Annotated in this window: 19 protein-coding genes; 10 read left to right on the top strand and 9 right to left on the bottom strand. The window is 61.0% G+C overall.

The window, feature by feature from the left end:
- The first annotated feature begins 24 nt into the window (after positions 1-24).
- From metH to HV822_RS15940, 5 genes are all read left to right on the top strand, one after another.
- Positions 25-3717 carry a methionine synthase gene (metH, locus tag HV822_RS15960; RefSeq protein WP_238871203.1) on the top strand — a complete coding sequence of 1231 codons (3693 nt, stop codon included), beginning with the start codon at positions 25-27 and terminating at the stop codon, positions 3715-3717.
- Entirely contained in the window at positions 3717-5051 is a 1335-nt protein-coding gene (locus HV822_RS15955; protein WP_238871201.1) for an MATE family efflux transporter, read from the top strand. Before metH ends, HV822_RS15955 begins: the two co-directional genes overlap by 1 nt.
- A 46-nt stretch (positions 5052-5097) precedes the next feature.
- Positions 5098-5328 (top strand): DUF2970 domain-containing protein, encoded by a 231-nt coding sequence (locus tag HV822_RS15950; RefSeq protein ID WP_238871199.1) that lies wholly within the window; start codon positions 5098-5100, stop codon positions 5326-5328.
- A 354-nt stretch (positions 5329-5682) separates the two neighbouring features.
- Entirely contained in the window at positions 5683-7341 is a 1659-nt protein-coding gene (locus HV822_RS15945; protein ID WP_238871197.1) for a nitrite/sulfite reductase, read from the top strand.
- Positions 7325-7822 (top strand): DUF934 domain-containing protein, encoded by a 498-nt coding sequence (locus HV822_RS15940; RefSeq protein WP_238871195.1) that lies wholly within the window; start codon positions 7325-7327, stop codon positions 7820-7822. The genes HV822_RS15945 and HV822_RS15940 overlap by 17 nt, the downstream gene beginning before the upstream one ends.
- A 61-nt stretch (positions 7823-7883) precedes the next feature.
- On the opposite strand, the gene HV822_RS15935 is transcribed toward HV822_RS15940, so the two are convergent.
- Together HV822_RS15935 and sohB are read right to left on the bottom strand one after the other, a co-directional pair.
- Positions 7884-8870, bottom strand: a complete 987-nt coding sequence (locus HV822_RS15935) for a YhdH/YhfP family quinone oxidoreductase (protein ID WP_238871194.1) — start codon at positions 8868-8870, stop codon at positions 7884-7886.
- Positions 8871-8878: 8 nt separating this feature from the next.
- The gene (gene sohB, locus HV822_RS15930) at positions 8879-9904 is read right to left on the bottom strand and encodes a protease SohB (RefSeq protein WP_238871193.1); all 1026 of its coding nucleotides are present in this window, start codon (positions 9902-9904) and stop codon (positions 8879-8881) included.
- Positions 9905-10075: 171 nt separating this feature from the next.
- Here sohB and HV822_RS15925 point away from each other — a divergent pair, with 171 nt between their 5' ends.
- The 4 genes from HV822_RS15925 (at position 10076) to HV822_RS15910 (ending at position 14164) form a co-directional block, all read left to right on the top strand.
- Entirely contained in the window at positions 10076-10780 is a 705-nt protein-coding gene (locus tag HV822_RS15925) for a histidine phosphatase family protein (protein ID WP_238871191.1), read from the top strand.
- Positions 10781-10830: 50 nt separating this feature from the next.
- Entirely contained in the window at positions 10831-11145 is a 315-nt protein-coding gene (locus tag HV822_RS15920; RefSeq protein WP_238871190.1) for an SCP2 sterol-binding domain-containing protein, read from the top strand.
- Between the two features lie 218 nt (positions 11146-11363).
- On the top strand, positions 11364-13169 hold the full coding sequence (gene atzF / locus HV822_RS15915) for an allophanate hydrolase (RefSeq protein WP_238871188.1): 1806 nt from the start codon (positions 11364-11366) through the stop codon (positions 13167-13169).
- A gap of 227 nt (positions 13170-13396) precedes the next feature.
- Positions 13397-14164: an SDR family oxidoreductase gene (locus tag HV822_RS15910; RefSeq protein WP_238871186.1), complete on the top strand. Its 768-nt coding sequence runs from the start codon at positions 13397-13399 to the stop codon at positions 14162-14164.
- A gap of 68 nt (positions 14165-14232) precedes the next feature.
- Here HV822_RS15910 and HV822_RS15905 read toward each other — a convergent pair whose 3' ends face one another.
- The 4 genes from HV822_RS15905 to HV822_RS15890 form a co-directional block, all read right to left on the bottom strand.
- Complete coding sequence (locus HV822_RS15905) at positions 14233-14877, bottom strand: hypothetical protein (protein WP_238871184.1); 645 nt, start codon at positions 14875-14877, stop codon at positions 14233-14235.
- A 22-nt stretch (positions 14878-14899) separates the two neighbouring features.
- Entirely contained in the window at positions 14900-15736 is an 837-nt protein-coding gene (gene nudC / locus HV822_RS15900; protein ID WP_238871182.1) for an NAD(+) diphosphatase, read from the bottom strand.
- Positions 15733-17346, bottom strand: a complete 1614-nt coding sequence (locus HV822_RS15895; RefSeq protein WP_238871180.1) for a ferrous iron transporter B — start codon at positions 17344-17346, stop codon at positions 15733-15735. Before HV822_RS15895 ends, nudC begins: the two co-directional genes overlap by 4 nt.
- 96 nt (positions 17347-17442) lie before the next feature.
- Positions 17443-18255 carry a crotonase/enoyl-CoA hydratase family protein gene (locus tag HV822_RS15890; protein WP_238871179.1) on the bottom strand — a complete coding sequence of 271 codons (813 nt, stop codon included), beginning with the start codon at positions 18253-18255 and terminating at the stop codon, positions 17443-17445.
- Between the two features lie 347 nt (positions 18256-18602).
- Here HV822_RS15890 and nhaB point away from each other — a divergent pair, with 347 nt between their 5' ends.
- On the top strand, positions 18603-20096 hold the full coding sequence (gene nhaB, locus HV822_RS15885) for a sodium/proton antiporter NhaB (protein WP_238871177.1): 1494 nt from the start codon (positions 18603-18605) through the stop codon (positions 20094-20096).
- A gap of 76 nt (positions 20097-20172) precedes the next feature.
- Here the strand turns inward: nhaB and dnaQ are convergent, their stop codons facing one another.
- The 3 genes from dnaQ to HV822_RS15870 are packed head-to-tail and all read right to left on the bottom strand — an operon-like array spanning position 20173 to position 22129.
- Positions 20173-20904: a DNA polymerase III subunit epsilon gene (gene dnaQ / locus HV822_RS15880; protein WP_238871175.1), complete on the bottom strand. Its 732-nt coding sequence runs from the start codon at positions 20902-20904 to the stop codon at positions 20173-20175.
- Positions 20905-20907: 3 nt separating this feature from the next.
- Complete coding sequence (gene rnhA / locus HV822_RS15875; RefSeq protein WP_238871173.1) at positions 20908-21360, bottom strand: ribonuclease HI; 453 nt, start codon at positions 21358-21360, stop codon at positions 20908-20910.
- Positions 21344-22129: a class I SAM-dependent methyltransferase gene (locus tag HV822_RS15870; RefSeq protein WP_238871171.1), complete on the bottom strand. Its 786-nt coding sequence runs from the start codon at positions 22127-22129 to the stop codon at positions 21344-21346. The genes rnhA and HV822_RS15870 overlap by 17 nt, the downstream gene beginning before the upstream one ends.
- Positions 22130-22151 lie beyond the last annotated feature (22 nt).

The raw sequence follows: 22151 nt of genomic DNA, 5'->3' as shown, positions 1-22151 counted from the left end.
CAGCGCGCCTTTTCCGGAGTACCCATGTCTGACCGAAGCACCCGCCTGACCGCCCTGCGCGAAGCCCTGCAGCAGCGTATCCTGATTCTCGATGGCGGCATGGGTACCATGATCCAGAGTTACAAACTGGAGGAGGCAGACTACCGTGGCGAGCGCTTTGCCGATTGGCCCAGCGACGTCAAGGGCAACAACGACCTGCTGCAACTGACGCAGACCGAGGCTCTGTCGGCCATTCAGAAGGCCTACCTGGACGCCGGCGCCGATATCATCGAAACCAACACCTTCAATGCCACACGCATCTCCCAGGCCGATTACGGCATGCAGGCGCTGTCTTACGAGCTGAACGTCGCCGGTGCCCGCATCGCACGCCAGGTGTGTGATGCCAAAACCGCCGAAACCCCGGATCGCCCGCGTTTTGTTGCCGGCGTACTGGGCCCGACCAGCCGCACCTGCTCCATCTCACCGGACGTAAATGACCCGGGTTACCGCAACGTCACCTTTGACGAGCTGGTCGAGAATTACATCGAATCCACCCGTGGCCTGATCGAAGGCGGCGCCGACCTGATCCTGATCGAAACCATCTTCGACACCCTGAACGCCAAGGCGGCCATCTTTGCCGTACAGCAGGTATTTGAGGACGACGGTATCGAGCTGCCGATCATGATCTCCGGCACCATCACCGACGCCTCGGGCCGCACGCTCTCAGGCCAGACCACCGAGGCCTTCTGGAACTCGGTGCGCCACGCCAAGCCCATTTCCATCGGTTTGAACTGCGCCCTGGGCGCCAAAGACCTGCGTCCCTATCTGGAAGAGCTGTCGAACAAGGCGAATACCTTTGTATCCGCCCACCCGAATGCAGGCCTGCCGAACGAGTTTGGCGAGTACGACGAGACTCCTGAAGAAATGGCCGCGGTGATCGACGACTTTGCCCGCGCCGGCTTCTTGAACATCGTCGGCGGCTGCTGCGGCAGCACCCCGGCGCACATTCGTGCCATTGCCGAGACCGTAGCCAAGTACCCGCCCCGGCAAATCCCGGAGATTGCCCCGGCCTGCCGTCTCTCCGGCCTGGAACCCTTCACCATTACCCGCGAGTCGCTGTTCGTTAACGTTGGTGAGCGCACCAACATTACCGGCAGCGCCAAGTTTGCCCGCCTGATTCGCGAGGAGAATTACACCGAAGCCCTTGAAGTCGCTCTGCAGCAGGTGGAAGCCGGTGCCCAGATTATCGACATCAACATGGACGAGGGCATGCTCGACTCCAAGGCGGCGATGGTGCGTTTTCTCAACCTGATCGCCGGCGAGCCTGACATCTCCCGCGTGCCGATCATGATCGACTCCTCCAAATGGGATGTGATCGAGGCCGGCCTCAAGTGCATTCAGGGCAAGGGCATCGTCAACTCGATCTCCATGAAGGAAGGCGTCGAGCAGTTCAAGCAGCATGCCCGTCTGTGCAAGCGCTATGGCGCAGCGGTGATCGTCATGGCCTTCGATGAAGCTGGCCAGGCCGACACCGAGGCTCGCAAGAACGAAATCTGTCAACGCTCCTACGACATTCTGGTCAACGAAGTCGGCTTTGCGCCGGAAGACATCATCTTCGACGCCAACATCTTTGCCGTGGCTACCGGCATTGAGGAGCACAATAACTACGCCGTTGATTTCATCAACGCCTGCGCCTACATCCGCGACAACCTGCCCTACGCACTGAGCTCAGGCGGCGTGTCCAACGTGTCCTTCTCGTTCCGCGGCAACAACCCGGTGCGCGAGGCGATTCACTCGGTATTTCTCTACTACGCCATTCGCAGCGGCCTGACCATGGGTATCGTCAACGCCGGTCAGCTGGAGATTTACGACGAGATCCCGGCCGAACTGCGTGACCGCGTAGAGGACGTCATCCTCAACCGCAGCCCTGATGCCACCGACGCCTTGCTGGCCATTGCCGAGCAGTTCAAGGGCGACGGCGCCGCCAAGGAAGCGGAAAACGAAGAATGGCGTAGCTGGCCGGTGGAAAAGCGCCTTGAGCATTCGCTGGTCAAGGGCATCACCGCCTGGATCGTCGAAGACACCGAGCAGGCTCGTCAGCAGGCCAAGCGTCCGATCGAAGTGATTGAAGGCCCGTTGATGGCCGGCATGAACGTGGTCGGTGACCTGTTCGGCGCCGGCAAGATGTTCCTGCCCCAGGTGGTTAAATCCGCCCGCGTCATGAAACAGGCCGTCGCGCACCTGATCCCCTTTATTGAAGAGGAAAAGGGCGATACCCCCGAAGCCAAAGGCAAGATTCTCATGGCCACGGTAAAAGGTGACGTACACGACATCGGCAAAAACATCGTTGGCGTGGTGCTGGGCTGTAACGGCTATGACATCGTCGACCTGGGGGTGATGGTGCCGGCAGAAAAGATCCTGCAGACCGCCATCGACGAGAAATGCGACATCATTGGCCTGTCCGGCCTGATCACCCCGTCGCTGGACGAGATGGTGCACGTAGCCAAGGAAATGCAGCGCCGCGACTTTCACCTGCCGCTGCTGATTGGCGGGGCCACCACGTCCAAGGCGCATACCGCCGTGAAGATCGAGCCGCACTACCACAACGATGCGGTGATCTACGTCACCGACGCCTCGCGTGCAGTGGGTGTTGCCACCTCGCTGCTGTCCAAGGAGCTCAAGCCCGCCTACGTGCAGCAGATCCGCGAGGACTATGCCGTGGTGCGCGAGCGCACCGCCAACCGTTCGGCACGCACCGAATACCTGACCTATCAACAGGCGGTCGACAACCGCCTGCAGCTGGACTGGAGCGACTACCAGCCACCCGCCCCGCGCACCCTCGGCGTACAGACGCTCGACGACATCGATCTGCGCGTGCTGGCGGAATACATCGACTGGACGCCCTTCTTTATCTCCTGGGACCTGGCCGGCAAGTTCCCGCGCATTCTGCAAGATGAGGTGGTTGGCGAAGCGGCAACTGCGCTGTATGCCGACGCCCGCACCATGCTGTCCCGTTTGATCGACGAGAAGCTGATCAGCGCTCGCGCGGTCTTCGGCTTCTGGCCAGCCCAGCAGGTTGCACATGACGACATCCAGCTGTTCGACCCGCAAGGCGAACCGCTGGCTCAGTTGCACCACCTGCGCCAGCAAACCATCAAGCCCGACGGCAAACCCAACCTCTCGCTGGCCGACTTTGTAGCCCCGGCAGACAGCGGCAAGACAGACTACGTTGGCGGCTTTATCACCAGCGCCGGCATTGGCGCCGAAGAGCTGGCCAAGGAATACGAGGCCAAGGGGGACGATTACAGCGCCATCATGGTCAAGGCGCTGGCCGACCGCCTGGCCGAGGCCTGCGCCGAGTGGCTGCACGAGCAGGTGCGCAAGACCTACTGGGGTTACGACAGCAGCGAGGAGCTGGACAACGACAGCCTGATCCGTGAGCAGTATCGCGGCATTCGACCGGCCCCAGGCTATCCGGCCTGCCCTGACCACACCGAAAAGGCCACCCTGTTCAAACTGCTCGACCCTGAGGGCACCAGCGGCGTAACCCTGACCGAGCACTTCGCCATGTTCCCGGCGGCCTCGGTCAGCGGCTGGTACTTCTCGCACCCGCAAAGCCAGTATTTTGCGGTGGGCAAGATCACCCGTGACCAGGTTGAATCCTACAGCACCCGCAAGGGCCAGGATCAGGCAGTCAGCGAACGCTGGCTGGCACCCAACCTCAGCTACGACAACTGATGGCCCTGCTTCCCTCCCGCGCACGGCTACGCAGTATCGCCGTGCTGGGGCTGCCGATCATGGGCGGCATGCTGAGCCAGAGCCTGCTCAACCTGATAGACGCTGCCATGGTCGGCAGCCTGGGCAGCGAAGCACTGGCGGGCGTAGGGCTGGGCAGCTATGCCAACTTCATGGCCGTGGCGCTGGTGATGGGGCTGGGTGCGGGGGTGCAAGCCATGGTCGCGCGGCGCCAGGGCGCCGGCGACACCCGGCGCGTTGCCGGCCCACTCAATGAAGGCCTGCTGATCGCCCTGCTGCTGGCAATCCCCCTGACGCTGATTTGCTGGGCCCAAGCCGAGCGCATTATTCGCTTTCTCGCCGACGACCCTGCGGTGGTCGAGATTGGCACCCATTACTTCCAGTGGCGCGTGCTGGCCATCGCGGCAGTGGGCGCCAACTTTGCCTTTCGCGGCTACTGGAACGGCACCCACCGTGCCGGGCGCTATCTACAGATTCTGGTCATCATGCACCTGGCCAATGTGCTGATCAGCTACGGTTTGATTTTCGGCCGCTTCGGCCTGCCAGAAATGGGCGCAGAAGGCTCAGGCATGGGCACCGCGATAGCCATGTTGCTGGGCTCGGCGCTGTATTTCGGCATCACCCTGCACGGCGGGCGCGAGCACGGCTTCCTGCGGGCCCGGCCGCGCGGCGCAGACATTCGCGCCATGTTGCGCCTGGCCCTGCCCAACTCGCTGCAGCAGTTCTTCTTCGCCACCGGCATTACCACCCTGTTCTGGATTGTCGCGCGCATCGGCACAGACGAGCTGGCTATCGCCCACGTACTGGTCAACCTGGCGCTATTTCTGATTCTGCCCGGCGTAGGGCTCGGCATGGCCGCTACCACGCTGGTCAGTCACAGCCTGGGAAAACAGGAACCCGAGCAAGCCTATCGCTGGGGCTGGGACGTGGTGCGCGTAGCCGTCCTGGTGCTCTTTGTGCTGGGTATGCCCTTCTGGCTGGCACCGCACCTGATTCTTGGCCTCTTCACCCATGATCCAGAGCTGATAGCCCTTGGCGAGTGGCCGCTGCGTATCACCGGCTTGGGCATGAGCCTGGATGCAACTGCACTGGTGCTGACCCAGGCACTGCTGGGGGCTGGCGCCAGCCGCACCGTTATGGCGGTAAACCTGGGTAGTCAATGGCTGCTCTTTCTGCCCTGCGCCTATATTGCCGGGCCGCTGCTGGGCGGCGGTCTGCTGATGGTATGGCTGCTGCAAAGCCTGTATCGCTGTGTCAACTCGATGATCTTTGCGGTGATGTGGCGGCGCAGGCACTGGGCCGAGATTCGCATTTGAGTCGCCAAACACCTAAGCTGGCAGAGCGCCCCAACGGAGCTGTGCCATGACCGACTCAGATCAACAAAAGCCGCACGACAAGCCGATGCGCCTGCGCGACACTCTCTCCAGCGTGCTGGCTGCCGCGCTAGGCGTGCAAAGCAACCGCGCACGCGAACGCGACTTCAGCCAGGGCAAGCCCAGTCACTTCATTATTGCTGGCATAGGTTTTACCCTGCTATTTGTACTCTGCGTACTGGGCGTGGTGAAACTGGTGCTGCACACAGCAGCTGGCTGACAGCGGCCTACTGGCCACTGACCCAGAAAACAGCCGCCACCACCACGATTAGAATCAGCGCAACCGCGGCCAGGGCATCCAGAGAGGAGTCACCGGCGCTGCTGTCCTGCAGATTGTGGTCGGTCATATCAAGGCCCTCTATCTTGTTGTTATGGTTATTGCCGTCATATCAGGTACCAGTTAAGACCATTCCAATCAGCCTCTCAAGGCCGCTTTTTATGTACAAAATCGATCTAAACATATAGATAAACATTCCTTTTGTGCATATTCAAAAACTGCTATTGTCTGCCCGCCCAAGCCTGAAGGGTCATGACTAAAGAAGGGGCCAGCAGTGCCCCATGAACAGGTTTCTGTATGTATATCTACGACGAATATGATCAGCAGATCGTCGAGGACCGCGTAAAGCAGTTCCGCGATCAGACCCGCCGCTTTCTCGCCGGCGAGCTGAGCGAGAGCGAATTTCTGCCGCTGCGCCTGCAGAACGGCCTGTATGTACAGCGCTACGCGCCGATGTTGCGCGTTGCCATCCCCTACGGCCTGATTTCTGCCAGACAGGTACGCAAGCTGGCCCTGATTGCCCGTCAGTACGACAAGGGCTACGTGCACTTCAGTACCCGTCAGAACGTGCAGTTCAACTGGCCCGCCCTGGAAGATGTGCCGGACATTCTGGCCCACCTGGCCGAAGTCCAGATGCACGCCATTCAGACCAGCGGCAACTGCATCCGCAACACCACCACCGATCAGTTTGCCGGCGTCGCCGCCGACGAGCTGGTTGATCCGCGTCCCTGGTGCGAGATCATCCGCCAGTGGTCCACCTTCCACCCGGAATTTGCCTTCCTGCCGCGCAAGTTCAAGATCGCCGTCAACGGCGCCGTGGCGGACCGTGCCGCTATCGGTGTACACGACATCGGTCTTAACGTAGTACGCAATGAAGCCGGCGAGATCGGCTTCCGCGTGCTGGTTGGTGGCGGCCTGGGCCGTACCCCGATTGTCGGCTCGCAGATCTGCGAGTTCCTGCCGTGGCAGCACCTGTTGACCTACCTCGACGCCATTCTGCGTGTGTACAACCGCTATGGCCGTCGTGACAACAAGTACAAGGCGCGCATCAAGATTCTGGTCAAGGCACTCACACCTGAGGTGTTTGCCGAGAAAGTTGCTGCCGAATGGGCACATACCAAGGACGGCCCGGCCACCCTGACCCAGCAAGAGCTGGATCGTGTCGCCGGCCATTTCTCCGCCCCGGCTTACCAGCCGTTCAGCGGTGACGACGCCGACTACCTGGCCAAGCGAGAGGCCGAAAAAGGCTTCAACAACTGGGCTATGCGTAACGTGCACGCGCACAAGGTGCCTGGCTATGCCGCGGTTACCCTGTCGCTCAAGCCAACAGCCGTTGCCCCGGGCGATGCTGACGACAAGCAGCTCGAGGCCATTGCCGATCTGGCCGACCAGTTCAGCTTTGGCGAACTGCGCGTTACCCACCAGCAGAATCTGGTGCTGGCCGACGTGCGTCAGAGCGACCTGTACGCGCTGTGGCAAGCCTGCCGCAAGCACGGCTTCGCAACACCGAACATTGGCCTGCTGACCGACATCATCTGCTGCCCTGGCGGTGACTTCTGCGCCCTGGCCAACGCCAAGTCGATTCCGATTGCCGAAGCCATCCAGCGCACCTTTGATGATCTGGACTATCTGCACGACATCGGTGATCTGGACCTGAACATCTCCGGCTGCATGAACGCCTGCGGTCACCACCACGTTGGCCATATCGGCGTGCTGGGGGTCGACAAGAAGGGCCAGGAGTTCTATCAGGTCTCGATTGGCGGCAACAGCGGTCGCGATGCCAGCATTGGTCAGATCCTCGGCCCGTCCTTCTCGGCTGAAGACATGCCCAGCGTGATGACCAAGGTAATCGATGTCTACATCGAGAACCGCACCCCCGAAGAACAGTTCCTCGATACCTTCAAGCGTATCGGCATGGCACCTTTCAAGGAGCGCGTGTATGCAGCGGCTAATTAAGAACGGCGAAGTCGTCAACGACAGCTGGCACCTGCTCGACAAGGACGCCACGCTCGATGGTCTGCCCAACAGCGACAGCATCATTGTGCCGCTGGCCCTGTGGCTGGAACACAGCCATGCCCTGAAAGCCCGCGACGGCGGTCTGGGTGTGTGGCTGGACAGCGATGAAGAAGTGGAAAGCATCGCCGACGACCTGAGCCAGTTTCAGGTCGTCGCGCTGAACTTCCCGGTCTTCAGCGACGGCCGCAACTACTCCAACGCCCGCCTGCTGCGTGATCGCTACCAGTACCAGGGTGAAGTCCGCGCCATTGGCGACGTACTGCGTGACCAGCTGTTCTTCATGCAGCGCTGCGGCTTTGATGCCTTTGACCTGCGCGCCGACCGCAACGCCGACGAGGCGCTGGAGAGCCTGAAAGACTTCTCCAACACCTATCAGGCCGCGACTGACCAGCCCCTGCCGCTGTTCCGCCGCCGCGCCTGAGACGCATAAAAAAACCGGGGCTCTGCCCCGGTTTTTTTGCCTGCATGAAACAGTCAGCTGACTAACCCAGATTGACCACCACACGCCCGGTCATCTTACCGGCCAGAATGCGCTCGATCTCTTCGGGCAGCTCCTCCAGAGAAACTTCCCGCTCCAGATTGTGCAGGTCAGTCTTCCACTGTAGCGACAACCGATCCCACATCGACGCCTTGACCACCAGCGGCAACTCGACCGAGTCCACACCCAGCAGGTTGACGTTGCGCAGAATGAACGGAAATACACTGGCCGCAAAGCCGCCACCGGCGGTCATCCCGCAGGTAGCCACACTGGCACCATAGCGCAGCGACTTGACCACGTTGAACAGGATGTCGCCGCCCACGGTATCCACCGCACCGGCCCACTGCTCCTTGAGCAGCATCTTGTCCTTGCCGCTTTCCAGCGTGGTACGGTCAACAATCTGGCTGGCACCCAGACGCTTGAGCATGTCCGCCTGCTGCGTCTTACCGGTGGCGGCGGCCACCTCATAACCCAGACTGGAGAGCATCGCCACAGCAATACTGCCCACGCCCCCAGTCGCACCGGTCACCAGTACCGGACCTTGACCCGGAGTGAGACCAGCCTGCTCCAGCTTGTCGATACACAGGGCCGCCGTCAGGCCGGCAGTCCCCAGTACCATGCTGTCACGCAGCGACAGCCCCTCAGGCCGCTTGATAACCCAGCCCGCCGGCACTCGAATGTACTGGCCAAAGCCTCCCGCGGTGCCCATACCCAGGTCGTAGCCGGTCACAATCACCTCATCTCCGGCGACCAGTTCAGGTACCGAGCTGGCTTCAACCACACCCGCCGCGTCAATGCCCGGGGTGTGCGGGTAGTTGCGGGTAACGCCCTTGTTGCCACTGGCAGACAGGCCATCCTTGTAGTTAAGCGAGGAGTAACGCACGCGAATCAGCACGTCGCCCGCTGGCAGGTCATCCACGTGCCGCCGCTGCACAGCGCCTGCGTAGCGTCCATCCTGCTCAGAAACCACCAACGCTTTGAATTCAGACATACTCACCCCTACCAGAATCGTTGATTGTTAAAACGCGACGCCCAGGTCAGCAGAACCTTGTCTGCGGCCTGTGCAAGGCCACCGGAGAGGCGGTCTTGCAGCCGTTTGCGCTGCTCGAAGTGCACTTCAAAAACCTCCGCCTGCCGAACCCGCTCGCACAGGTACTGGTCGCTGGTCTTGATCTCGTCGGCCAAGCCACGCTGCAGTGCCTCGCTGCCAAACCAGACTTCACCGGTGGCAACCGCCTCGATGTCGAGACTCGGCCGATAGCGGGCCACAAAGTCCTTGAACAGGCGATGGATGTTTTCCAGGTCTTCCTGAAACTTCTCCCGCCCCTTGTCACTGTTCTCGCCAAAGATAGTTAATGTGCGCTTGTACTCGCCAGCCGTCAGCATTTCAAAATCGATGTCGTGTTTTTTCAGCAATCGATGCACGTTCGGCAATTGAGCCACCACGCCGATCGACCCCAGCATCGCAAAGGGCGCAGCCAGCACCCGGTCGGCAATGCAGGCCATCATATAGCCGCCGCTGGCGGCCACTTTGTCCACCGAAATGGTCAACGGAATCCCCGCGTCACGCACCCTGACCAGCTGCGAGGCCGCCAGACCGTAGGCGTGCACCATGCCACCACCGCTTTCCAGCCGTACCAGCACCTCATCCTGCGGACGGGCCAATTCCAGCAGGGCACTGACCTCATGGCGCAGGTTGTCCAGCGCACTGGCCTTGATATCGCCGTGAAAGTTGAGCACATACACCCTGCCCTGTTCATCGGCCTGTGCGTCCTTGCTGCGCGTTTTTACCTGTTGTTTGCGAGCCTTGAGCTGCGCCTTGCGAGCCTGCTTACTGAGTACCAGATCGCTCAACTGGTCCTGCATGCGCTGGAAACGATCGTTCAGGCGCGTCACCTGCAAACTGCCCTCGGCCCGCCGGCCACGCCCCTTGCTGGCAGCAATCAGTACCAGCAACACCGCGACCACCAACAGCACCGTCAGTGCCTTGGCCAAGAAAAAGACATACTGATCAAACCATTCCACAGCACTCTCCAGTTTCCATATCTACCGCGTTGACGACCAAGCATACAGTAAGGAATGCGGCGTAGGCGCTGGCTCTGCGCGCAAAATTCAAACGCTCGTATGATTTTCTGTTGACAGCCCCAACGGCTCAAGCCTAACCTCAGTGCACAACAGGTAACCGGACGGCAGATTGTGGGCAGTATCTACCTGATCAGACATGGGCAGGCGTCACTTGGCGCTGCCAACTATGACGAACTGTCGCCGCTCGGAGTGCGCCAGTCCCAGCTGTGTGGGGAGTTCCTGCACCGCAGTGGCCTGCGCCTCAATGCCTGCTATGCCGGCGACCTTCGTCGTCAGATCGATACCGCACGGCACTGTCTGGCAGGTATGCGTCAGCCCGAAACAGAGATTCAAATCGACTCGGCATTTAACGAATACCACTCAGATCAGGTCATGGCCGCCTACCTGCCGCGAGTCCGCGAACAGATCGCCGATACCGACTACTACCTGGCCAACGCTGGGCAGTACCGTAAGGAATTTCAGCGCATTTTCAGTCTGGCTGTGACCCTGTGGATCACCGACGACAACCCGCCGCAGGCGTGCCCCAGCTGGCAAAGCTACGTCGACCAGGTCGCAGGCGGCCTGCAGCGCGTGATGGCTGCCAACAACGGCAGCGGCCAGAATATCGCCATCTTTGCCTCAGGCGGCACTATCACTGCCGCCGTGCAACTGATCACGCAAATGCCAGCCACCAGCGCCTTTGAGCTGAACTGGCAAATCGTGAATACCTCTGTCAGCAGACTGCAGTACCGGGCAGACAAACTGAGCCTGGCGGCCTTCAATGGCCAGGCTCATCTGGACATCCACCAGCGCCCGGAATGGATCAGCTACAGGTAACCGCGACGGCGCATCCCGCACCGTCACCTTAATCAGCATAGGAACGACCGATGACTACCGTTGCAGAAATCACCAGCCAAATGGAATCCAAGTTCAACTCAGCCGCTGCAGCCGGTCTGGATCTGGTATTCCAGTTCAACATCACCGACGACGAAAACTTCAACGTTACCGTCAAGGACGGCACCTGCGCACTGGCCCAGGGCGAAGCCGCCGATCCGAACGTAACCCTGATCATGGACAAGGAAACCCTGGTTGGCGTCATGACCGGCGAAACCGATGGCATGCAAGCCTTTATGAGCGGCAAGCTGCGCGCTGAAGGCGATATGATGCTGGCCCTCAAGCTGGGCGAACTGTTCCCGGCCTGAGTCAGTTAGCCAGACGGAGCGCCGCCAGGCGCTCCGCCTGCACCGTAATCAGGCAGCCTGCCGACCTGCGCGCCCAAAAACCGCGCACGCAATACTCTCCTTCCTTCCCCTCTCTCCAAAAATCAGACATAACAACCTGATTTTATTGAACAACCATATAAAGGCATGCGACTTGCTTTAGCTAATACCATCTTGTATCCAAGACGGTATCCAACACCATGAGCAACGACACCACCGGCTTCACCCTCAGCCAATGGCAACAAGCCTACCAACAACCAGACGTCACCCCCGATAGCCTGCTGCCTGCACTGCGTGCTCAGCTTAGCGACGCAGACAATGCCTGGATTACCCTTGCCAGCGCCGAGCAACTGGACAGTCAGCTGGAAGCACTGGCAGCGCAGCTGGCCGACGCAGAAGGTGACCTGACGGCACTCCCCCTGTATGGCATTCCTTTTGCCATCAAGGACAATATCGACGCAGCCGGCTGGCAAACTACCGCCGCCTGCCCGGCGTTTGCCCATGAGGTCGATGCTGACGCCACCGTCGTCGCCCGCCTGCGCGCCGCTGGCGCCGTTCTGATCGGCAAGACCAACCTGGATCAGTTTGCCACCGGATTGGTTGGCACCCGCTCGCCCTATGGCGCCGTCGCCAACAGCTTCAACCCTGATTACGTCAGCGGTGGCTCCAGTTCCGGCTCTGCCAGCGTGGTTGCACGTGGTCTCGTACCCTTCGCCCTGGGCACCGACACCGCCGGCTCCGGCCGGGTACCCGCCGGCTTCAACAACATCGTTGGCCTCAAGCCCACCCGTGGCTGGCTGTCGAACCAGGGGTTGCTCCCTGCCTGCCGCACGCTGGATTGCATTTCCGTCTTCGCGCTGACCGTGGAAGACGCGGAGCAGGTAGCGGGCATTGCCGGCGGCTTTGATGCTGCCGACCCTTACAGCCGCAGCAACCCCGGCAGCGCACCAGTGGGTATCACGCAAACCCCGCGCCTGGCCATCGTCAGCAACCCCGAGTTCCACGGCGACCAACAGATGCAGGCGGCCTACGAGGCGGCGCTGCAGCAGTGGCGCGCCATGGGCGCCGAGCTGTGTGAGATCGACTTTACGCCCTTTGCCGAATTGGCAGCGCAACTCTACCAGGGCTCCTGGGTCGCCGAGCGCACGGTGGCCGTTGAGGGCGTCAACCCGGAGGATATGGACCCGGTGGTCCGTGGCATTACCGCCGGTGGCGCTCAGTACAGCGCCTGCGACGCTTACCGCGCGGAATACACCAGGGCTGAGCTATCGCGCCGCATCAACCTGCTGCTGGCCGACTTTGATGCCCTACTGGTGCCCACCTCACCGACCATTCGTCGTATCAGCGAAATGCAGGATGAGCCGGTTCTCTACAACAGCCAGTTTGGCACCTACACCAATTTCACCAATCTGGCCGACCTGAGTGCTCTGGCACTACCCGCGGGATTTCGGGCCGACGGCTTACCGGCCGGCGTGACCCTGATCGCACCGGCCTGGCATGACTACGCTCTGACCAGTCTGGGTAAGCGCTGGCAGCACAGCCAGGCCCTGCCCCTTGGCGCCACGGATCGCCCCTGCCCGCCCCCTTCCGGCAACAACCAGCCGGCCCCAGGCTCGGTACGTGTTGCGGTGGTAGGCGCGCACCTGACCGGCATGCCACTCAACGTCCAACTCACCAGCCGAAACGCGTGCCTGGTTGAGCAGACCCTGACCAGTGCCGACTACCGCCTTTACGCCCTGCCCGGCACCGTGCCACCCAAACCCGGGCTCGCACGCGTCAACGAGGATGGCGCACAGATCATCGTCGAACTGTGGGATGTGCCAACTGCCCGCTTTGGTGAGTTTGTGGCAGAAATACCGCCGCCGTTGGGTATCGGCAATCTGCAGCTGGCCGATGGCCGCTGGGTGAAAGGTTTTATCTGCGAGCCTGCCGCGCTGGCTGGCGCGCGAGACATTACCGGCTTTGGCGGCTGGCGCGCCTTTATCGCCAGCCAGAACGCCTCCTGATAGCCCACGCCGCCCGCTGTACTCAGCAGCGGGCGGCCCATTGATTCAGCCAATGGACCGGCAACACCCGGTCTAATCGTCCGGCACATTTCTTGTTCCTGCCCACCGCCTGCTTTAGATTAACCGGTCATGTCGCCCTGCCTGGCGCCCGCAGCGACCCTGTGGCCGCTGCGCGGCATCCAATCAGCGCCTCTGCAAGGGGCCAGAACGAGACCAAGGATCAAGCCATGCAAAAGACCCAACTGTTCGACCTCGACGGCAAAGTAGCTCTGGTAACCGGCGCCAGCCGCGGCATCGGTGAAGCCATCGCCAAGCTGCTGGCCCAGCAGGGCGCGCACGTCATCATCTCCAGCCGCAAGATCGAAGACTGCCAGGCGGTTGCAGATGCCATCGTTGCAGCCGGCGGTAAGGCGTCTGCCCAAGCCTGCCACATTGGCGACATGGATCAGATCGTTGCCACCGTCGCTGCCATCGAAGAGCAGTTCGGCAAGCTGGACATCCTGGTCAACAACGCCGCTGCCAACCCCTACTTCGGCAACGTACTGGATACTGACCTCGGCGCCTTCCAGAAGACCGTTGACGTCAACATCCGCGGCTACTTCTTCATGTCGGTCGAAGCCGGCAAGCTGATGCGCAAGCACGGTGGCGGCAACATCCTGAACGTCGCCTCGGTCAACGGCGTCGTTCCTGGCCAGCTGCAGGGCATCTACTCCATCACCAAAGCGGCAGTCATCAACATGACCAAGGTGTTCGCCAAGGAAACGGCTCAGTTCGGTATTCGCTGCAACGCCCTGCTGCCGGGTCTGACCGACACCAAGTTCGCCTCAGCACTGACCACCAATGACGCTATCCTCAAGCCCGCTCTGCAGCGTATCCCGCTGGCACGCGCCGCCGACCCGTCTGAAATGGCCGGCACCGTGCTGTATCTGGTCAGCGAAGCGTCCAGCTACACCACCGGCGCAGCCATCAATGTGGACGGTGGCATGCTGTCCTAAGCATCTTCCACAACAAAAAAGGCTGCCCTCGGGCAGCCTTTTTTGCTTATTGGGCGACTTCCAGCAACTCACAAACCTTTCATTGCTGCGCGCGCCTGTGCATTCAGAGGCTCGGGGGTTAGCCCGGTAGGGCCGATCTCCAGCGCAAAGCGTGCGCCATCGACCAGCGGGACAAAGCGCACTTCAAAGGCGTCGGCCTGCACCAGCTCACGGGCTTCAAGGCGGTCAGCCCAATCCCAGATATCACGCCAGGGCGGCGCGTGATTGAAGTTAGCTGCCAGCGCCTCACCGGCATCACGCTGCTGCTCCAACGCCAGATAACGGCCCAGCAGGCGATGCATTCGATAACCATCCTGCAAGCCAATCAAATTAGCCAGGCCGTGCCAACGCAGCACCTGCACCTCCAGCTCCCACAAATCGCCCGCCAGGCGCACGCGCTGCTCCTCGCCAGCACCCGTGAGCACCGCCTCGTATTGCTGCTCACCCACCTTGCTAAAGCTCAAAGTGCCGACCGTGCGCGCCTCGATCACCTTGAAGTACTGCAGGTCCCAGGCCAGCAGGCCAACCGCTGTCGCAAGCAACAAGCCCAACAACAGCAGGTTGCCCTGCAGCCAGCCAGCTAGCCAGCGCAGGCGCCAGCCATAGCGCAGGATCAACAGCACCAGTAACCCTGCTACAACTGCCGCAATCAGGGCCAGTCCGTAAAATTGCATAACCAGCGACTCCTAACCTAACTCAGGCGGGAACCGGAGGCATCGGCGTGCCATCCAGTTCGGCCAGATAACAGTCCACCAGCCAGCGCGAGATAGTACCTCTGGGTGGCAGGCGCGGCAGGTCATCAACTGACCACCAGTGCGCTTCCTCAATTTCACCCGGTTGCGGAACGATCTCGCCACTCAGGTACTCGGCATGAAACCCGAGCATCAACGAGTTGGGAAATGGCCAGCTTTGACTACCCAAATAACGCGGCTGCGCGACCTCAAGATTGACCTCTTCCTTGACCTCGCGATGCAAGCATTCCTCTGCCGACTCACCCGGCTCGATGAAGCCGGCCAGGGTGCTGAAAAATCCGGGCGGAAAGTGTGGTGCCCGGGCCAGCAGAACCTCCCGGCCACGGGTAATCAAGACAATGATGCACGGTGCCAGCTTGGGGTACTCACGGCGCTGGCAGGGTTCGCACTCCATGGCACGCTCATCTTCGCGCGCCTGCATCGGCTGGCCGCAGCTGCCACAATAGCGATGACTGCGATACCAGGCGTCGAGCTGCTGCGCCAGCCCCAGCAGACGGAATAGCGAGTCGTCTACCTGGCCGATCAACGTGCGCAGGCCGTGCCAGCTAAGACCGGGCATGTCGACACTGCTGCTCAAGTGAATCAGCTCACACGGGCGACCATCAAGGTGGCCCAGCGTCAGGCGATGGGCGGTGTCGCCAAAGTACATGACCTGATCAGGGTCGAGCAGCAGCCGCCCCTCAAACATCGCAAACTGATTTTGGTGATACACCACAACCACCCCGTCGTGGGCGGTATTTTGCAAACGGGTGGCTGGTTCAAACAGCCGGAAAGATCTCATGCAGAGGGGTTCCCCGGTACGGCATAGCCGAGCTCGGCCAGACTTTCCTCCGCCAGCGCCAGCACGTCACCAGTCGCAACAGCGGCGCGCTCGGCCGACTCGAGATAAAATTCAATGCTGGTGAGCGCGTCTGCCAGCACTTCCAGTTGGGCATCCTGCGGCACCTGTTTACGCTCGAGCATGGTTTCGCGGATAAAACTGGCGGCCATATGAATCACATTGGCCGCACGCGTCATTCCCAAGAACACCAAACCGCCGCGCACGGTTTCCAGCGAGGGCGGCACGTTCAGCAGGTGCATGGCATCGTTGCCGGACTCCATGTAGGCGGTAATCGCACGCTTGGCGAGGGCCAACCCGGCTTGAGACTCTTCGATCAGCACGATACGAGCCTCTTTCAGCTCCAGCGGCTCACCGTAGCCAACGCCATCAGCCGCAGCCAACTCGCCCTCTTCACCCGCAACATCCAGACGGTTGACCGCTGTTTCTGCGCGCAGCACTGCATCAGCCACCTGCTCCAGTGCAGCGATATCACCACTCTCCCAGCGACTCAGCTGGGTTGCCGCGGCCTTGATACCCTCCGATTCGGCCTGAATATCAAGCATGTTCAGGGTTTTCCACAGGCGCTCCAGGCTGCCACTGAGGGTTTCAAGCGACTGCTCAGGGTCACCCGCGTTACGGGCCAGCAGGTCCAGCAAATCCTTGATGGCCGTGATCTCTTCGCGCAGGGCTTCGGCAACCGAGTGCATGACGTCGATGCCCGGACCACGCAGCCGGCTAAAGGCATCCTGAATCTCGATCTCGGTGTAGCCAGGGTCCGGTAGCTGATAGGCGCGCACAACCTCCTGGCAGCGCAGGCAGTTGGAGTCCGCCAGGGCCACCAGATACAGCAGTTCACGCAGCAGCGGTTCGTTCACCGGTTCAGCTGCGGACACCGCATGTCGCTTGATTTCCCGGTCCAGCTGGGCAAACAGGCGCTTGCGTGCCGGCGTCAGCTCCAGCGCCGACTGCTCCAGCGATTCCAGTGCAGCGCCGGCCACCCAGCACAGCGTCGCCATGCGGCTGCCCAGACACGTCTCGAAACGCATCAGCGCCCGCTGCATCAGTGGTGCGGAGGCCGACAAGCCGTCCTCACGCAGCAGACCCAGCAGACCCAACTGATACATCTGACGCAGCCGCGCAAAGGTTTTCGGGTTGGGTGCATCGGTGACGCCGGGGCGCAGCTTGAGTGGCAGACCGGCCACCGGCAAAGGATAGAAATGGCTGTCAGGCAGGGGCGCTGCGCCAGCACGGTGACGGCGCAGCTGGTTGATCATCGGCAGCAGCAGCTCTGGCCGCTCACGGCCATTCTGACGCGCCTGATCAAGATAGCGCTGCAACAGAAACAGGGCATCACACAGCGCCGCCAGCGGTTCGTTGCGCTCTTCACCTTCGTGCACCGGAATATCGGTCGCCAGCGCGGTCATTTCATCCAGCAGTTCGGCAGCGCCCTTGAGCTCGATCAGCGCCAGGGTGCCGCGCAGCTGTTGCAGCCCCTCGATCGACTGCTGCAGCAAACTGCCATTTTGCCTGTCTTCCAGAAACTGCTGCAGTAGATCCTCTACCTCAGCCATGCTGGTGAAGAGTTCATCCCTGACAAGATCAAGCGACGTGGTACCGGTTAACATAGCGATCAGTCTCCCACCATCCCTGCACTGCGCCTTGGCCGATCAGTCGGCAAACTCTGGCGTTTGCTTGCTCATGTGTGCCATTACTGCGGCTTTCAGATCATCGGATTGCAGCATCGCCGCATTCCAGGTAGCGATGTAATTCAGGCCGTCTTCGACGCTGTGGTCGCGGCTGAAGCGGATCATTTCCTTGGTGCCACGTATGGCCAGAGGCGACTTGCTGGCAATCTGCTGCGCCAATTCCAGCACGCCGGCCAGCAACTGTTCATAATCCGGCCAGGTGCGATTGACCAGGCCGATGCGCGCAGCTTCCTGACCGTCAACGGCACGGCCGGTATAGGCCAATTCCCGCATCATGCCATCGCCGATAATGCGCGGCAATCGCTGCAGGGTGCCCACATCAGCAGCCATCCCCATGTCGATTTCCTTGATCGAGAAGTGCGCATCTTCGGTGCTGTAACGCATGTCGCAGGCTGAGATCAGGTCAATGGCACCGCCAATGCAATACCCGTGAATGGCAGCAATGACCGGCTTGCGGCAACGATCTATCACATTGAACGATTGCTGCAGCTGCAGCACATTGCGGCGAATGGTCTCGGCCTTGCGGCCAATGTCCGGGTTCATGCCTGCGGCGGCTTCTGCCAGCATCTGCAGGTCGATACCGGCAGAGAAATGCTTACCAGCGCCAGAGATCACCGCACATCGCACCTCTGGGGTATCGTCTACCCAGGCAAATGCCTGAATCATCTCTTCCCAAAACGCGCGATTCATGGCGTTGATCTTTTCAGGGCGGTTAATCTGGATATGAGCGACCTTACCGATCTGCTCAACCAGCAGCGTCTTGAACTCCGGCATCGTTAGACCTTCTTCTTTTGTGAATGCGTCTGATAAACGCGCAGAAATTGACTCAGCGCAGATCCCACTGTCAGACGGTTGTAGTAGCGTGACTATAACAAGCCGACCGGCAAACACCATAACCAAAAACTCAGCAAAGCAGCCTAAGATACTGAAAATGCGATCTGCTGGACTGATAATTCAGCGCAAACCGGGACTAAAAGCGCACTGGACCAACACCATCGACGGGCCACACCGCCGCTCGATTTGCGCTAAGCTCCCGACCGCTCACAGAGAGTTCATCGAACAGCCCGCTGGCCCCAGCGCACTGCTCAACGCACTTTCCCCTTTAATACAGGATATTAACCATGTCTGATGCCCTTATCCCGGCGTTGGCGCAGAACTTTCTCGGCCAGGCGCCGGGTTGGTACAAGCGCACCATTGTCGCCTTCTTGCTGCTCAATCCGCTGGCCATGTGGCTGCTTGGCCCCTACCTGACCGGCTGGCTGCTGGTGGTAGAGTTTATCTTTACCCTGGCCATGGCCCTTAAATGCTACCCCCTGCTGCCCGGCGGCCTGCTGGCGCTGGAGGCCCTGCTGATCGGCATGGCCACACCCGACGCGCTATACCGGGAGGTGCTCGGCAACTTTCCGGTGATACTGCTGCTGATGTTCATGGTGGCGGGCATCTACTTCATGAAGGATCTGCTACTGCTGACCTTCACCAAACTGATCCTCGGTGTGCGCTCCAAATCCGTGCTGGCGCTGCTGTTTTGCCTGGTCGCAGCCGTGCTGTCGGCGTTTCTCGATGCGCTGACGGTGACCGCTGTGATCATTACGGTTGCGGTGGGCTTCTACGGCGTTTACCACAAGGTTGCCTCCACCGTACCCGGGGACGATGGCACCCTGGACCCAGACGAGGACCCACGTCAGCGAGAGCACCTGGAGCAGTTTCGTGCCTTTCTGCGCAGCCTGTTGATGCATGGCGCGGTGGGCACCGCACTGGGTGGCGTCTGCACCCTGGTGGGCGAACCGCAGAACCTGCTGATAGCGGGCGTTGCAGGCTGGGACTTTGTTGAATTCTTCCTGTTGATGGCGCCGGTCAGCATGCCGGTGCTGGCCAGCGGACTGGTGACCTGCCTGCTGCTGGAGAAGACCAGCTGGTTTGGCTACGGCGCTCGCCTGCCGCGTCCGGTACGCCGAGTGCTGGAGGATTTTGCCACCGCCGAACAGGCCAAACGCCGAGGCCCGCAGCGTGCAGCGCTGCTGATTCAGGCACTCGCCGCGGTGTTGCTGGTTATCGGTCTGGCGCTACACCTGGCCGAGGTCGGATTTATTGGCCTGATGGTGATCATTCTGATCGCCTCATTCAACGGCATCACCGATGAGCACCAGATTGGCAAAGCGTTCCAGGAGGCACTGCCGTTCACTTCGCTGCTGATAGTGTTTTTTGCCATCGTGGCGGTGATCCACGAGCAGCACCTGTTCAGCCCGGTTATCCATGCGGTGCTGGCCTTGCCGCCCGAGCAGCAACCCAGCATGTTCTTTATTGCCAACGGCGTGCTGTCGATGATCAGCGACAACGTATTCGTCGCTACCGTTTACATCAGCGAGGTCAAGCAAGCGCTGGATGCCGGTGAGATCAGCCCGCTGCAATTCGAGCGTCTGGCTATTGCCATCAATACCGGCACCAACCTGCCAAGCGTGGCAACCCCCAACGGTCAGGCGGCCTTCCTGTTTCTGCTGACGTCAGCTATCGCGCCGCTGGTGCGCCTGTCCTATGGCCGCATGGTGTTTATGGCGCTGCCCTACACGCTGGTGCTGGGTGGTGTGGGGTTGTTTGCGGTGACGTATTGGCTGTAACAGACAACCTGCCAACGCAAAACGCCCCGCTCAGCGGGGCGTTTTTGTATCAGCTAACAAGGCTGGCGTCGGCTGCTCAACCCTGCTGCTCTGGCGCACCTCGCCAAAAGGCGAAGCCGGCCGCCTTTTCCAGCGCGTCCAGGCGCGCCTCGTGGGCCTGCAGCTCGACGTCATTGGCGCGCAGTACCTGCAGTTGCTGGCGTAGCGCCGGGTCGATGCGGCGAATGGCGCTGGCGGTGTTACCACCCTCGCCATCGCCTTGGCCGTTAGCGGCCAGCGACAACGCGGTCTGGCCGCCGGTCATGGTCAGGTAGACGTCTGCCAGGATCTCGGCATCGAGCAAGGCGCCGTGCAGATCACGCTGCGAGTTATCTACGCCATAGCGCTTGCACAGGGCGTCCAGGCTGTTGCGCTGCCCAGGGTGTTTTTCCCGCGCCATGGCCAGGGTATCCAGCACCGAACAGTGCTCCGCCACGACACCATGCCCGCGATTGAGCCTGGTCAGCTCACTGTCGATAAAGCCAACGTCAAACGCGGCGTTATGGATGACCAACCGGGCCCCGGTGATGAAGTTCATGAAGTCATCGGCGATATCGGCGAAAAGCGGCTTGTCCGCAAGAAACTCGCTGGAAATGCCGTGCACCGCCTGGGCACCTTCATCAATGTCTCGCTCGGGGTTGATATAGACGTGATAGTGCCGCCCGGTCAGGCGCCGGCCAATCACCTCGACACAGCCGATCTCGATAATCCGATGCCCTTCCTTGTGCTCGATACCCGTTGTTTCGGTATCCAGTACCACTTCACGCATGCTTTAACCCTTCCGTTCACTGAGGATGTACTGCACACCCATGTTGGCCAGCTCGTCGGCCAGTTCATTCTCCCGGTGCCCTGTATGTCCGCGCACCCAGCGCCACTCCACCTCATGCTGGCTGACCAGTGCGTCGAGTTGCTGCCACAAATCGACGTTTTTCACCGGCTGCTTGCTGGCGGTTTTCCAGCCACGCTTTTTCCAGTTGGGCATCCACTCGCGCACGCCCTTCATGACGTATTGCGAATCCGTGGTCAGAATCACCGACGCAGAGCGTTTGAGGGCTTCCAGACCACGGATGGCAGCCAGCAGCTCCATGCGGTTGTTGGTGGTTTCCAGTTCGCCGCCGTACAGGCGTTTTTCATGCTCGCCCAATCGCAGCAACACGCCCCAGCCACCCGGCCCAGGGTTGCCCTTGCAGGCACCATCGGTAAAAATTTCAATCGCTTGGGTCATGACCATTCCGTTTCTGCGCCCGTCGGCTACCGGCGGCCAGAGGCGGCATCACCAACGTGGGGAAGACCCGGCCGCGCTCGCGCTGCGGTGTGGCACCGAGCATCTGACGGCGCGCCAGCAGGCAGTAAAATCCGCCGCCTGGCAGGCCACCACGCTGTCCGAAGGATTCAAGGAAAGCCAGGCGCTGCAGCCAGGTCGGCGATGCAAGCGGCGGACGATAACACCCATCCAGACGTTTCTCCACCGCAAAGCCAAGCAACTCCAGCCAGTCCTCCAAGCGCGCCGGACTGACAAAGCCGGCCTCACCAAACCAGTCACGCCCCAGATAGTGTTGCCAGCCCCAGGTGCTCAAGGGGTTGAAGCCAAAAATCAGCAGGTGGCCGCCCGCCCGCACGGCTTGACTGGCCTCGCGCAACAGCGCCCGTGGCGACAGGCTGAAATCCAGCCCGTGGTGCAACACCACAACGTCCAGCGCTTGCGGCGCAAAGGGCCAGTGGGCTTCCTCCGACGCGATGCTGCCGCCCTCGCCGTTCATATCCAGCAACCAGCAGTGACGCAGCACTCGCACCTCGGGTGTCAGCAGCTGCGGGGCCAACCCGTACTGCACCATGTGCTGACCGAAGCAGGCCGCCAGCACCTCGCGCTGTACCGCCCGCTCGGCATCCAGCAGCATCAAGCCGGCCGGCGAGCCAAGCCAATGGCGCGCCTCCTGAAGCAACCGCAACAGGTCAGCCTGACTGATTGAACGAGTGGCCTCGCCACGTGCCATGGATTCTCCACCTGGGGCTTGG

Origin of the sequence: Halopseudomonas maritima, assembly GCF_021545785.1 — a bacterium.
In the GTDB taxonomy this organism is placed as follows: Bacteria; Pseudomonadota; Gammaproteobacteria; order Pseudomonadales; family Pseudomonadaceae; genus Halopseudomonas; species Halopseudomonas maritima.
This window is presented reverse-complemented; position numbering and strand designations above follow the sequence as displayed.

Coding starts and splice junctions, on each gene's coding strand:
- metH (WP_238871203.1), top strand. CDS start 25: ATGTCTGACCGAAGCACCCGCCTGACCGCCCTGCGCGAAGCCCTGCAG.
- HV822_RS15955 (WP_238871201.1), top strand. CDS start 3,717: ATGGCCCTGCTTCCCTCCCGCGCACGGCTACGCAGTATCGCCGTGCTG.
- HV822_RS15950 (WP_238871199.1), top strand. CDS start 5,098: ATGACCGACTCAGATCAACAAAAGCCGCACGACAAGCCGATGCGCCTG.
- HV822_RS15945 (WP_238871197.1), top strand. CDS start 5,683: ATGTATATCTACGACGAATATGATCAGCAGATCGTCGAGGACCGCGTA.
- HV822_RS15940 (WP_238871195.1), top strand. CDS start 7,325: ATGCAGCGGCTAATTAAGAACGGCGAAGTCGTCAACGACAGCTGGCAC.
- HV822_RS15935 (WP_238871194.1), bottom strand. CDS start 8,870: ATGTCTGAATTCAAAGCGTTGGTGGTTTCTGAGCAGGATGGACGCTAC.
- HV822_RS15920 (WP_238871190.1), top strand. CDS start 10,831: ATGACTACCGTTGCAGAAATCACCAGCCAAATGGAATCCAAGTTCAAC.
- atzF (WP_238871188.1), top strand. CDS start 11,364: ATGAGCAACGACACCACCGGCTTCACCCTCAGCCAATGGCAACAAGCC.
- HV822_RS15910 (WP_238871186.1), top strand. CDS start 13,397: ATGCAAAAGACCCAACTGTTCGACCTCGACGGCAAAGTAGCTCTGGTA.
- HV822_RS15905 (WP_238871184.1), bottom strand. CDS start 14,877: ATGCAATTTTACGGACTGGCCCTGATTGCGGCAGTTGTAGCAGGGTTA.
- nudC (WP_238871182.1), bottom strand. CDS start 15,736: ATGAGATCTTTCCGGCTGTTTGAACCAGCCACCCGTTTGCAAAATACC.
- HV822_RS15895 (WP_238871180.1), bottom strand. CDS start 17,346: ATGGCTGAGGTAGAGGATCTACTGCAGCAGTTTCTGGAAGACAGGCAA.
- HV822_RS15890 (WP_238871179.1), bottom strand. CDS start 18,255: ATGCCGGAGTTCAAGACGCTGCTGGTTGAGCAGATCGGTAAGGTCGCT.
- nhaB (WP_238871177.1), top strand. CDS start 18,603: ATGTCTGATGCCCTTATCCCGGCGTTGGCGCAGAACTTTCTCGGCCAG.
- dnaQ (WP_238871175.1), bottom strand. CDS start 20,904: ATGCGTGAAGTGGTACTGGATACCGAAACAACGGGTATCGAGCACAAG.
- rnhA (WP_238871173.1), bottom strand. CDS start 21,360: ATGACCCAAGCGATTGAAATTTTTACCGATGGTGCCTGCAAGGGCAAC.
- HV822_RS15870 (WP_238871171.1), bottom strand. CDS start 22,129: ATGGCACGTGGCGAGGCCACTCGTTCAATCAGTCAGGCTGACCTGTTG.